The organism is Enterococcus sp. AZ109, assembly GCF_051714625.1.
Classification (GTDB): Bacteria; Bacillota; Bacilli; order Lactobacillales; family Enterococcaceae; genus Enterococcus_A.
On sequence record NZ_JBIOSF010000002.1, the window covers coordinates 1,008,684 to 1,021,251 of the forward strand.

10 protein-coding genes are annotated in these 12,568 nt (G+C 38.5%); 8 read left to right on the forward strand and 2 right to left on the reverse strand.

Going from position 1 to position 12,568, the window contains the following annotated elements; genetic code table 11:
- The first annotated feature begins 39 nt into the window (after positions 1 to 39).
- Together IGI42_RS21470 and IGI42_RS21475 are read left to right on the forward strand one after the other, a co-directional pair.
- Complete coding sequence (locus IGI42_RS21470) at positions 40 to 777, forward strand: ABC transporter ATP-binding protein (protein ID WP_438718095.1); 738 nt, start codon at positions 40 to 42, stop codon at positions 775 to 777.
- Positions 774 to 2,369 (forward strand): ABC transporter, encoded by a 1,596-nt coding sequence (locus IGI42_RS21475; protein WP_438718096.1) that lies wholly within the window; start codon positions 774 to 776, stop codon positions 2,367 to 2,369. The genes IGI42_RS21470 and IGI42_RS21475 overlap by 4 nt, the downstream gene beginning before the upstream one ends.
- A gap of 42 nt (positions 2,370 to 2,411) precedes the next feature.
- On the opposite strand, the gene IGI42_RS21480 is transcribed toward IGI42_RS21475, so the two are convergent.
- Positions 2,412 to 4,010, reverse strand: a complete 1,599-nt coding sequence (locus IGI42_RS21480; protein ID WP_438718097.1) for a PucR family transcriptional regulator — start codon at positions 4,008 to 4,010, stop codon at positions 2,412 to 2,414.
- Between the two features lie 258 nt (positions 4,011 to 4,268).
- Here IGI42_RS21480 and IGI42_RS21485 point away from each other — a divergent pair, with 258 nt between their 5' ends.
- Positions 4,269 to 5,552, forward strand: a complete 1,284-nt coding sequence (locus IGI42_RS21485) for a dicarboxylate/amino acid:cation symporter (protein WP_438718098.1) — start codon at positions 4,269 to 4,271, stop codon at positions 5,550 to 5,552.
- Positions 5,553 to 5,666: 114 nt separating this feature from the next.
- On the opposite strand, the gene IGI42_RS21490 is transcribed toward IGI42_RS21485, so the two are convergent.
- Positions 5,667 to 6,494: a MerR family transcriptional regulator gene (locus IGI42_RS21490; RefSeq protein WP_438718099.1), complete on the reverse strand. Its 828-nt coding sequence runs from the start codon at positions 6,492 to 6,494 to the stop codon at positions 5,667 to 5,669.
- A gap of 226 nt (positions 6,495 to 6,720) precedes the next feature.
- Here IGI42_RS21490 and IGI42_RS21495 point away from each other — a divergent pair, with 226 nt between their 5' ends.
- From IGI42_RS21495 to IGI42_RS21515, 5 genes are all read left to right on the forward strand, one after another.
- The gene (locus IGI42_RS21495) at positions 6,721 to 8,649 is read left to right on the forward strand and encodes an FAD-dependent oxidoreductase (RefSeq protein WP_438718100.1); all 1,929 of its coding nucleotides are present in this window, start codon (positions 6,721 to 6,723) and stop codon (positions 8,647 to 8,649) included.
- Between the two features lie 12 nt (positions 8,650 to 8,661).
- Complete coding sequence (locus IGI42_RS21500; protein ID WP_438718101.1) at positions 8,662 to 9,093, forward strand: hypothetical protein; 432 nt, start codon at positions 8,662 to 8,664, stop codon at positions 9,091 to 9,093.
- A gap of 337 nt (positions 9,094 to 9,430) precedes the next feature.
- Positions 9,431 to 10,258, forward strand: a complete 828-nt coding sequence (locus tag IGI42_RS21505; RefSeq protein WP_438718102.1) for a PRD domain-containing protein — start codon at positions 9,431 to 9,433, stop codon at positions 10,256 to 10,258.
- 100 nt (positions 10,259 to 10,358) lie between these two features.
- Entirely contained in the window at positions 10,359 to 11,123 is a 765-nt protein-coding gene (gene chbG / locus IGI42_RS21510; RefSeq protein WP_438718103.1) for a chitin disaccharide deacetylase, read from the forward strand.
- 18 nt (positions 11,124 to 11,141) lie between these two features.
- On the forward strand, positions 11,142 to 12,557 hold the full coding sequence (locus IGI42_RS21515; protein WP_438718104.1) for a PTS transporter subunit EIIC: 1,416 nt from the start codon (positions 11,142 to 11,144) through the stop codon (positions 12,555 to 12,557).
- Positions 12,558 to 12,568 lie beyond the last annotated feature (11 nt).

Below are 12,568 nucleotides of genomic sequence, written 5' to 3' on the forward strand. Positions count from 1 at the left end.
AGTATTTTTCACGTATAGTAGAAAAAAGGAGTGGATAAAATGATTGAATTAATAGATGTAACAAAAACATATGGTAAAAAAAATGCTTTAACAGATTTAACCTTAACGATTAAGGGTGGAGAAATTTTTGGTTTCTTAGGTCATAATGGGGCTGGAAAATCCACTACAATTAAAAGCTTGGTCAGCATCATTGAACCAACCAAAGGGACAATTCGTTTCGATGGTATGGACTTGAAAGAGCATCGTTTAGAAATTAAGAAAAAAATTGCCTACGTACCTGATACTCCAGACTTGTTTTTACAACTGACTGCCAATGAATATTGGGATCTGATTCGGGCAGCTTATGAATTAAGTGGCGAAGAAGCTCGCTTGCAAGAACTGATTGCTTTGTTCGACATGCAGACACATGTAGATGAAACACTAGAAAGCTTTTCTCATGGAATGAGACAAAAAGCAATTATTATTGGTGCATTGTTGCCGGACCCAGATATTTGGATTTTAGACGAACCCTTGCAGGGATTGGACCCACAAGCGGCTTTTGATTTAAAGGAAATGATGAAACAGCATGCGAAAAAAGGAAAAACCGTTATTTTTTCTACTCACGTCTTAGATACAGCACAGCAGTTGTGTGATGATTTGGCGATCTTGAAGAAAGGTGAACTGATTTACAACGGTTCAGTGGAGGCATTATTGCACGACTATCCAAATGAATCTTTGGAAAGTGTCTACTTGAAGATGGCCGGTCGCCAGGCTCAAGGACAGGAGGAAGAGGTATGAAGCTGCAGCAAATAAAAGCTTTGATTAAAACCAATGTCTTGTATGTGAATCCTTCAGCCACTAACCAATCTCGTAAAAAGGGCAAAAAAGGTGCCAAACTAATTCGCAGTATTTTTAGCTCTTATATTCTGTCAGGTGTTGTTTTCTTAGTAATATATGCCGGAATTATGTTCATGATCGACTTTTCTAAATATCCTGGGTACTTTACTTATTATATGGCATTATTCGGATTGATTGGGTTATCTCAGGCAATGTCCTCAATTTTCAATGTCTTTTTTGAAAGTCGGGATCTGGAAAATTATTTGTCCCTGCCATTTCGGCAAGGGGAAGTCTTCCTAGCGAAATTTTTAGTAGTGGGCATTACTATTGTGCCATTTTTGCTGCCATTAATGGTTGTGTTCTTTTTAGCTGCTTGGCGGGGTGGTCAAATGGTGGTGTTAGCAGCTCTTAGTGCGTTAATACTATTTACAATATTTGTCCTACTATTGTTTGGATTGTGTAGCTTGTTCATCTTTGGTTTAACCCAAACTAAGCTGTTCGCTCGACATAAAAAGACCTTTACTACCGGTATGTTAGTACTTTCGATGGTTGTTTCTATCGGTGGGATTTTGATCATTAATTCTGCTCAGAATCAAGTTAGTTATAGCAGTGAGTTTGTTGATAAGACGGCACTATTACCGTTCATGCCATTTTTTTATGCAATAACAGCACCGGTTTCGGTATCTGGGTTAATGAGTATCGTAGGACTCTTAATTGCTTTAGCTATTATTTTAATAATTCTGAGGAAGAAAATCGTACCCAAATTGTATCAATCTGTTAGTAGTACACCGACTGAGGGTAAAAATAAGAAGCACAAGCGCAAGGAAAATCAAAATTTGCTCCAGCTGATGCGCAGTTATAATATGCAGTTGATTAAAAACCCTAATTTGGTAATGCAAATGTTGTCTTCTTCATTGATAATGCCGATAGTATTTTTCATAACGTTCATGATGACAGGCGAGTTCTCCTTTTCAGGCATCTCACTACAGTTTTTCGGTGTTTTCTTTGTAGTTGGCATTTTTATTGCTGGTTTAACCATTAACCAAACTTCTTTTGTCAGCTCAATTATTTCTTTGGACCGAGAAAATTTCTTGTTCATTCGCTCGCTACCACTATCTTTTAAACGCTATATGCGAATTAAATTCTGGTTTGCTTGTACGTTACAGATCCTTATCACTGGTGGGGTAGGGCTGTTGGCAGGGTTGATTTTCCGGATGCCGTTTTTATTGTTGCTTTCGATGATGGCAGGCGTGGTTTTAGGTACAATTTTGATCTCGTTGCATTTTTTCATTCGCGACTATCAGCTGCTCAACTTGAGTTGGAACAATGTGAGTGAATTATTTACGCGAGGCAGTGGCAATTTTGCGATTGTTTTTTGGATGTTTGGTGTCATGATTTTAGGCGGTATTCTGATTGCAGCTTATAGTGTAGCGGTCATGATGCAGCTCAATCCGCTTCTATTGAATGGTGCAGTATTTTTAATGATTGCTGCTATAACGGTTTTCTATCTGAAAAATAAACAAACTTATTTTTGGAACAAATTGATGGACTAAACATTTAAGCCGATAACAGTATCCTGTTGTCGGCTTTTTTCTTTATTCCATCGTCTCATCTGCTTTATATAGCAACAAGACAGCAATCATCAAACGCATCCGAACTTCCGGATCATCCAATGAAATAGTCAAAATCTGCTCAATCTTTTTCAATCGATAAATCACCGTATTCCGATGGACAAACAGAGCAGCTGCAACTTTATTAATTGCTCGCGAATAGTAAAAATATTGATACAAGGTTTCAAGCAGTTCACGACTTTCAGTTTGGTTTTCCAACGTCATCAGTTCATACAAATTGTTTTCGATGTAACTAATCTGGTCACTGGTAGGAATTAATTGGAGTAATTCAGTCACTACTTTTGGCCGGTATTCAATTAGTTGACCATATTTTTGGTTTCCTGCTAGAGATAAAGCATCTCTTGCTTCCGTATATAGAGTAAGCATCTGAGGTAACTGAGCATGGCTATGAGAATAACCAATGATAAAGGAATATTTCCCCGAAAAGCGTTCAGTCAAAAACTCTAGTAACTGTTCCAAAACTAGACGGTCAGTAGTCGCTCCTGGAAGAAATAATACCAGTTCTTGACCATCGATAAATAACTGAGATGTGCTATTTCTTTCGTCAAAAAACCATTTAATGTAATCATGAACAAAGCGAACGGTCTTATAATTAATTAGATGTGCAGTTCCTTGCGTATTGATGGAGATAATTGCACAGATGTGCTTAGTATCAATGTCAATTTCTTGTAAAGCTAACTGATCAGCAGAGGCAATAGCCTCCGTTTTACCTGAAATAATTGAAGTAAAAAGATCATTTTTTATTTGGCGTTTTGTTTCTTGGTTGATTAAAGCCCGCAAGGTTGAAAAGCCTAATAAGTTAACAATCTGTTGGATTAACAATTTCGTTTCAAAATTCTCATCCTCTTTATTCAAAATACCTAAAAACTGTCCTTCAGAACGGAAATTTGTACTTATAGGAAATAGTTCAATCGTATAATCAAAAAAAGAATCAATCACAGAATGAGTAAGATCTAAGAGGTGTTCAGTCAGGCCTTGTCGGAGCGCGGATTCAATCTCTCTAGCCTGATGACGAATCCCACTGCTGCAATAAATAATTTGGTAATGAGAATTGATAATAAAGAGATTATTTCTCAAACGATCAGCAATTTTTTCTAAAAAAAGGGCAGTATCCTCTTTTTCTAATATTAAATTAGACAGTTCATTGGTGGTTTCAATCACCCGCTTTAATTGATCTGACTGAGAATTTAGCAAACGATGAAGCAAGTCCCGTACAACAACGGATAAGCCGACATCTTTAGGCAAAAGTAAAATCGGAAAACCAAGTTGATCGGCTACTTCGATCACTTCTTTTGGGATAGTTGCGAAATATCGCTGGTCCTTGATGCCAATCGCAGCACATTTTCGCAAATGCATTTCTTTAATTACGGTAATGAGACTGGGAATATCTTGGACAAAATGGAAGCCGGTGGTAACTAGAAGCTGTCCTTCGACCAAGAAATCGATGATATCCGGTGCCTCCATCATTCCGACGGTGGTGACTTCTCTAGTCAAATCTGCTTTTTGATTGGCAACTTGGATGTATTGCGCTTCATAGGCGCTTAATAATTGATTGAGTTTCAACTGGCACTTCCCCTTCGAATCATAAATGATTAGAAATATAGTAGCAGATAATGTGGACAACTGCTATTGTTTTTTTGTTATAAGTCACGAATAGACTTAGATAGGAAAAACTAAAGAGTTTACGAGATCTGTAGATTGGTGACATTCGATGTTACAACAATTGGTTCAAATGAATAATAGCGATTAATTTCCTAGACTGAATGTACGATGCATTTCCCCCCTTTTAAAAATAAAATGAGACAAAAGGGAGATGATGATATGAAGGAGTTTTTTAAATCAACGACAGGGAAAATTGTAGTTGCTACTTTTGATGGAATTCTTTTTGGATCAGTAGTGGGTTCTTGGGCGGGGAATTTGGCGTTTATCGGTACGATATTTATTCGTCTCATTCAAATGTCTGTAATTGTCTTAGTCATGTCTTCGGTGATTTCAGCGATTGGTGAAATGGGAAAAGAAAAAGCTGAAAGTGCTCGAATGGGCTTTAAGCTAGGTTTCAACACCTTCAAGTGGATTATCATTTTTACAGTAATTTCAGCCGCTGTTGGTTATCTATTATCAATCATAATACAGCCAGGTGTGGGAATGATTGTTGATGAAGCTTATGTTCCAGATGCAGAATTAGCTACTGCAGGTATTCAGGAGACCTTGACCAATTTTGTTTCCACGAACATTTTCAGCTCGATGGCAAACGGGGATATGGTTCCAATCATTATCTTTTCAATTTTGCTGGGTGCAGCATTAAATAGTCACGTTAAAAGGTCTGAGAGCCATTTAGTATTAAACTTCGTGAAAGAAATAAATGAAATTACTTTGTTGCTGATTCAATTAGTGATGAAGGTCGCACCAATCGGAATCTTTTGCTTATTAGCAGATGTTTCTGGGACGATTGGTTTAAGTGTTGTGGTACCAATGATTAAATATTTAGGAATTTTGTTGATAGGAGTCATTATTATGATGAGTTTCATGACCGTTGTTGTGTCCTTGCGATGCAAAATTAATCCAGTATTGCTACCTAAAAAATTCGCTGCGATGTCACTAATGGCTTTAACCACCACTAGTTCGGCGATTACCTTTCCAACAGCACTAAAGGACTGCATTGAGAAATTTGGGGTACGAAAAGATGTTGCTAATTTTACCATGAGTATTGGAATGACTATGGGGAGTTCTGGAGCGGCGATGTGTTATGTGGTGATGTTGATGTTCATGCAGCAAGCTTCAGGTATCACTTTAGCCACACCTGCATTAATCTTAGGAATATTTTTATCAGTTATGCTAACTTTAGGAACGATTACCGTACCAGGAGGGTCAGTAGTGGTTGCGACATTCTTGGCCACCTCTGTGGGACTTCCGTTAGAATCGATTGCATTGATTATCGGAGTAGATTGGTTTGCTGGAATGTTCCGAACCGTCTTGAATGTTGATAATGATGTTTTTGTTGCCATGCTAGCAGCTGAAAGCATCGATGCACTAGATAAGGAGATTTACCACGAAGAAAAGTCTTTTGAAGAGACGTTTGTTGAAAGAGAAACCGTAAAAAACTAGCACAGCATATTGAATTGAAAGGCTCTCTAGACGAAAAGGCTAGACCAAGAAAAAATCTACGGTCTAGTCTTTTTGGTGTTATGGATTCATTTTGCTAGGGCTATTTTAACTTGTTCATTCTTCTACAGGTACCCAAATTTCAAAGACGCGTTCATAACGATCCTCTTGATGTGAGCGAATAATGAGTCTGCCGATCGGTTTGTCAACGATTTCGTAGCCCTGACGAATAATTGGTTTTAACACTTGTTCGACAACCGAGGGGACAAAAGTATCTTGAGCACTAGCTTTAAATACCGTATAAAGCGAATTTCTTGCTGGAAAATAATCGGCTATTTCAAAGGTTGGAATAGAAAGCTCCCGAGCTTTTTTGGGAGAAACCGAAAAGCCCCACCAATAGTCTAAATTTCCCTTGGATACATCTGAATTTGTTTCAACATCAATCATAAACGTAGCTTTCACATATGGAAAATGAGAAATCCAATCAAATAGTTGTGGCACTTCTTCCTCGCTATCCATTGTACGAAACTGATTATTATAGCGATAAGAATTCAAAAACATTTCGGGGCTTCTTCGTTCAACTAGTTTACCAATTGCTTTTTCAAAACGTGCCAGCTTTGTTTTTTCGGTATGGAGCTCTTCCAGTAGTCCCTGATAGTGTTGGATCTGATGCAATAAATAGTATTCTTGGGATTCATAACGTGAATAAATGGACTGAACATCATCTTTATTTACGATTTGCTCAATAACTGTGTTAGGAAACTCAAAGGAGCGCAAAAATTTACTGTCCAACAAGTAATTAATATCCCAAGTGTTGTAATAGCGGTAGTTTGAGTGTTCATCTTTACTTGGGGTGACAAACCCACATTTTTCATAATAGTGCAGCGTTTGGATTGGGATACCTAATAATTTGGATATCGTACCAATTTTGTAGCGTGCTTCCATAAAAAACCTCCCTAGATAATAAAAGTCTATACCGTATATAGACTTTTATCGATCGTCCCATCAAAAATGAGAAAAAACCGTCTTTTTGTGAATATAATAACTTGATTATAGTACGGAATAACCTATCTGTCATAAAAATATTTTTATACTGAGTATTGACTCTCTACAAATTGGAGGCTTTATAGTGAAGTTAGTAAAAAAATAGAAATTGGGGGAGCAGAGTAGAATGAAGGTTGAAAAAATTTTTACATCATTTAATATCGGTAATTGTGAAATACCAAACAGGTTAGTCGTGCCAGCGATGGTCGCGAATATGTGTCCTGATGGAAAAGCCACCGAACAGTATATTCGCTATCATGAAGAAAAAGCCAAAGGTGGTTGGGGCTTGATCATCACAGAAGACTATTTGGTGAATAAGCATGCGGGTGGATATCCAGCAATCGCATCGGTATTGGATGATGAACAGATTGAAAGTCACAAGCAATTGACGGAAAGAGTCCATCACTATGGAACAAAAATATTTTGTCAGGTGTATCATGCCGGTCGTCAAGCAAATCACAATGTGAACGGTGGTGTACAACCGGTAGGTCCCTCTCCGGTGCCTTGTCCTTGGAACAAAGAAATTCCACACGAATTAACGATTGACGAAATTCATCAATTAGTCAAAGATTTCGGTCAGACCGCAGTAAACGTAAAAAAAGCTGGTTTTGATGGTATTGAAATTCACGCAGCACACGGTTACTTAATTCATGAGTTCTTATCTCCTAACTGCAATCATCGAATTGATGAGTATGGTGGTACTTATGCGAATCGAATGCGCTTTTTGAAGGAAATCATGGCAGAAGTCCGTGCACAGGTAGGTCCCGATTTTCCAATTTCTGTTCGCTTTTCCGCGCAAGAAAATTCTGAGGGCGGCAGAAGGTTTATGGAGAGTCGGCAAATGTTGAGAGATATCGAAGAGATGGGTGCCGATGTGATCCATCTATCTAATGGAATGTATGGTGTTCGTTCATCTTTAGGAATAGTGGCCTCTTTTTTCCAACAGCATGGGTGGAATATGGAGTTTGCTGAAGAAGCGAAGAAATTTTTGAAGATACCAGTCATCACGGTAGGTCGTATTTCTGAACCAGAGATGGCCGAAGATATTATTATTTCCGGAAAAGCTGATTTTGTTGCGATGGGGCGTGCGTCTTTAGCGGATCCCCATTGGCCTAATAAAGCGAAAGCTCAAAAAAATAATGATATCCGGCAATGTATCGGCTGTCTTCAAGGCTGTACCGCCTCAACTTATCAAGGCATTCCGATTTATTGCCTAGTCAATCCAGAGTTAGGTCATGAATTTGAATATAGTTACGAGCAAGTAGCCAGTAAGCGGGTATTTGTAGCAGGAGCTGGTGTTGCCGGAATGGAGGCGGCTAGAGCGGCAGCTATGAAGGGGCATCAAGTCGATATCTTCGAAAAAGATACGACGGTTGGTGGACAATTTACCTCCGCTGCCTATCCTCCTTACAAAGGAGAATTTGCTACGTATACAGCTTGGCTGTTCCGTGAAATCTTGAAGAGTAAAAATATTCAACTGCATCTAAATACAGAGTTGACTAGAGAAATGGTTCTTAACGAAAAACCGGACAAAGTAATTGTAGCTAGCGGAGCCAAACCAATTATTCCTAATGTATCAAATATCAATAATAAAAATGTCGTCTTAGCTGAGGACGTTCTTTTAGGCAAGTCTGACACTGGTATGAATGTATTAGTTGTTGGTGGAGGAATGGTGGGAACTGAAACAGCCGCTTATTTAGGGATGCAGTGTAAGAGCAAAGTATCATTGATTGAGATGCGAGCAGAGATCGCATTAGATATGGAAGCTGGCATCCGAGACGATCTGAAGGATTGTTTGCGAAGATGCTACGTAGAAGTTCAGACAAATACCAGCATTGCGGGAGTTACCGATGAAGGAGCCTTAGTGAAAAAAGGCGATAAGATCGAACTGTTTCCTTGTGATACGATTGTGTTAGCTATCGGGACTCGTGCGTATTGTCCATTGGTTGATGAATTAGCCGATATTTGTGAGGTGAAAGTAGTAGGAGATGCTCTGCAAGCTCGTCAAGCGATTCAAGCTTCAAGTGAAGGTTTTGTTGCTGGCTTAACTGTATAAGGAGGGGGGGAAATGATTAGCCCAGTTCATTTTGGAAAAATTGTAAATTTTCTCATCAATTTTTTTCTAGGTGTGACTTTAGTAACTGTCGGATTACTATTGTCTGAGCATCTAACCTTTCTAAATTTCATCCAAAGTTTTGTTGTTAGTATGGGTGTAGGTTACTTAATCTGTGATTTTATTCCCGCACCGCAATGGGGACAAAAATTGGCTCAAACACTGAACATCGAAAATAAAATCATTTATCATTTAGTTTCAACAGCTGTAGGTGGTCTGGTATTAATTACTTGTATAAGTTTCTTCTGTCAATTTATTGCAGTGGGAAACTTGCTGTTTGTCGTATGGCCCAAAGCATTGCCCTATCTCTTGTTATCTGGCTATCTCGTATTGGTCATTTTCATGCCGGTTTGTCAAAAAATTGCGGCTGTCTTAACTGAAGAATAATGAATTGAAAAGCTGTTAAAATTATCAAAAATTTAGCAGCTTTTTAGTATTGTTAGAATAGAGCTGATTTTCGCTTTACAACAAATAAGCTTTATTTGTTGTAAAGCGAAGAAAGTATGGGGAAATAATCTTATAATCAAAAAAGTGTTGACAGCGCTTTTATAGTTTGATATATTGAGCGTGTAAATAAAAAGGGTGCAACTATTAAATTAGGCACGACCTAGGAGAGAAACGTATACTTTCCTTGGGTCGTTTTTTGTGTTTTTAGGGGGGAGTTTTTTTTTGCAAAGTAGTTTGAAGCAACAATCATTTTTTTGTAGAAAGGATGGGTGTTCTAGTGCGCGTGATCAAAAAAATTAATCATAACGTGGTGTTGATCGACGATGAGGGGATTGAGAAAATTGCGATGGGAAGGGGGATTGGCTTTTCTGCGGTAGTGAATGAAGCTTTTGAAGAAAGCAAAGCTGACAAATATTTCATCTTAGACACAAAAGAAAAAACCAAAATGTTTAGTGAAATGGCCGCACAAATCCCATTAGAGTTTATCGAATTTGCCGAAGAAATTATTCAGTTTATCGCTACAAGAATTAAGGCACCGTTGGATTCAAATATCTACATTGCTTTAACCGATCATATCTATTTTGCTATTCAGCGAAAAAAGGAAGACAGTCAGGTTTCTGCTATCATGTTACCAGAAATGAAATTGTTGTATCCAGAAGAATATACAGCAGCAGCAGAAGTCGTTGAATTGATTAATCAACGCTACCAAACGGAACTGGGCTCCAACGAAATTGGCTTCATCACGATGCACATTATTAATGCTGAGCTTGGTGAACAGAACAGTTTAAACGGTTTAAAAATTTTAGAAATGACGACATTGATTCTTCAGCTTTTAGAAAAGCAATACCACTATCAATTTGATACAGATTCACTAGCGTATCATCGCTTAATGATCCATATTAAATTTCTCGTCAAGCGGTTAATTTATCAAGAAGAAACGCCGACAGAAAATTTCACATTTTTTAACGAGTCATTTAAGCTCACTAAGCCATACATAACGGCCGAAGCAATCAAAGCAATTATCGAAAAAAATTATCAACTAGAGGTTCAGGAGAATGAAGTGATCTATCTGGCCGTTCATTTAGCAAGAATTCATTACAAATAAGCAGGGCGTAACTATTCGGTAGGCGCAACCTTTTAGAACCAGTCGGTATTAGACTGCTCTTGGAAGGTTGCGCTTTTTTAGCGCAGAAAGGAGAAGGAAAATGGGGAAAGTAATTATTAATTCAGATGATTTTGGCTATAGTCGGGGAGTCAATTACGGCATAGTTGACGCATATCAACAGGGGATCTTAACTTCGACGACACTCATGGCGAATATGCCAGGGTTTGAACATGCGGCCAAATTAAAAAAAGAATTGCCTGATCTAGGCGTGGGGGTTCATTTAACGCTAACGTGTGGCAAGCCCCTTTTAACCAACGTGGATTCATTGATGGAAGGAGAAAAATTTAGAAAACTATCTTTTTACCAGCAATCCTTCCAAATTGATGGAGACCAGCTTTATCAAGAATGGAATGCACAGATTCAAAAGGTTTATCGCGCAGGAATCCAGCCAACACATTTAGATAGCCACCATCATACCCACACGTTTGGCTCTAATCAAGAAGTAGTCATTGCATTAGCGAAAAAATACGATTTGCCCGTTCGCGGAAATTTTGAAAGGCATTCAGAAGTTCATCACACTACTTACTTCGAACCTTATTTCGACGATGTAGGAGAGAGTGATGTAAAAAACACACAAACTAAGTTACCTCGGGATACTTATCTAAAGGGTTTATTGGAAAAGCTTCGAGAAACAGAATCCACTGAGATTATGTGTCACACCGCATATATTGATCAGGAATTGTTAAATGGCTCTAGTTTCGTGTTCTCCAGAGTGAATCAAGTGAAGTTTTTGATTGAATCAGCATTCGCAGCTGAATTAAAAAAGGATCATCGAATCGAGTTAGCAACCTACAAAGATATTTAAAACAAGGAGGAAATAAAAATGTCTAGTCTAAAAGCAAATGTACAAAAATTAGGAAGAGCAATGCTGCTGCCAGTTGCTGCCATGCCGTTAGCCGGATTAATTATGCGGCTTTCGGCGGATGATATGTTAAATATACCGGTCATTGGGGCTGCCGGAAATGCCGTGTTTGGGAATCTGGATATTTTGTTTGCGATCGGTGTGGCGATCGGCTTTGCTAAAACGAAGGATAAGGGAATTCCTGCCCTTACTGGGTTTTTAGCGATTGCTACGTTAAAAAAAGGCTTGGAGATTATGAATCCGGCAGTCAGCATGGGGATTTTTGGCGGAATTATTTCAGGGGTAGTCGCAGCTTGGACCTATAATCGCTTCAAAGAACAAAAGTTGCCGATGGTCTTTTCTTATTTTGCTGGTGAAAAGTTTCCGTTAACCATGGTTATGATTTTGCAGACCATTACCTCCGTATTTTTCGGGTTGGTTTGGCCGATTGTTCAATCTGGTATTGATACTTTTGCCAAGCTGTTAGTAGATATGGGTGCTTTAGGTGTAGGAATCTTTACCTTCTTAAATCGTTTATTGATCCCATTTGGGTTGCATCATGTGCTAAACACTTATGTTTATTACGATCTAGGTAGTTATACAGCTCCTAACGGTGAAGTATTCCGCGGAGAGATGACGCGCTTTATTAATGGTGATCCTCAAGCTGGATTGTTTTTATCAGGTTTCTTCGTAGTCATGATGTTTGGTATACCCGCCATTTGTTTAGCAATTTATAAAGCAGCCTTTAAAGAGAATAAGGAAATGGTTAAAGGGATTATGGGTAGTGGTGCGGGTACCTCTTTTATCGCAAACATTACTGAACCAGTAGAATTCAGTTTCATGTTTATTTCACCGATGCTGTATGTGGTTCATGCCTTTTATGCAGGATTAGCCGGAATTGTCTGCTATTTACTAAATATCCGAATTGGCTTTACTTTTGGAGCCTGTATTGTCGATTATTTAATCAATTTTAGAATAGCGACGAATCCTATTTTAATTATTCCAGCAGGTCTCGTATTCTTTGCCTTATACTATTTCACCTTCTATTACTTAATTAAGGCAAAAAACATTCCAACACTTGGACGAGAAACAGCTGCAGAATACGGAACAGAAATTGTGGAGGAAGAAAAAGAATTAACACTAGCAAGCAAGAATTACGAGTACATGGCGAAGAAATTACTGCAAGCCTTTGGTGGTGCTGAAAATGTAGCAGATGCCTATAGCTGTAACACACGTCTACGGGTAGAAGTGAAGGACTCCACCCAAGTTGACGAGCAACGGATTAAGCAATTAGGGGTCAGCGGTATTGTTAAACCAACAGAAACAAACTATCAGGTGATTATTGGCCTTGAAGTAACTTACATCATGGCAGATTTCAATAAATTGTTGGAACAGTAAGGAAAGGATGA

Bases quoted from the DNA above. Each gene is read 5' to 3' on its own strand.
- IGI42_RS21470 (WP_438718095.1), top strand. From the start codon at position 40: ATGATTGAATTAATAGATGTAACAAAAACATATGGTAAAAAAAATGCT.
- IGI42_RS21475 (WP_438718096.1), top strand. From the start codon at position 774: ATGAAGCTGCAGCAAATAAAAGCTTTGATTAAAACCAATGTCTTGTAT.
- IGI42_RS21485 (WP_438718098.1), top strand. From the start codon at position 4,269: ATGAAGGAGTTTTTTAAATCAACGACAGGGAAAATTGTAGTTGCTACT.
- IGI42_RS21490 (WP_438718099.1), bottom strand. From the start codon at position 6,494: ATGGAAGCACGCTACAAAATTGGTACGATATCCAAATTATTAGGTATC.
- IGI42_RS21495 (WP_438718100.1), top strand. From the start codon at position 6,721: ATGAAGGTTGAAAAAATTTTTACATCATTTAATATCGGTAATTGTGAA.
- IGI42_RS21500 (WP_438718101.1), top strand. From the start codon at position 8,662: ATGATTAGCCCAGTTCATTTTGGAAAAATTGTAAATTTTCTCATCAAT.
- chbG (WP_438718103.1), top strand. From the start codon at position 10,359: ATGGGGAAAGTAATTATTAATTCAGATGATTTTGGCTATAGTCGGGGA.
- IGI42_RS21515 (WP_438718104.1), top strand. From the start codon at position 11,142: ATGTCTAGTCTAAAAGCAAATGTACAAAAATTAGGAAGAGCAATGCTG.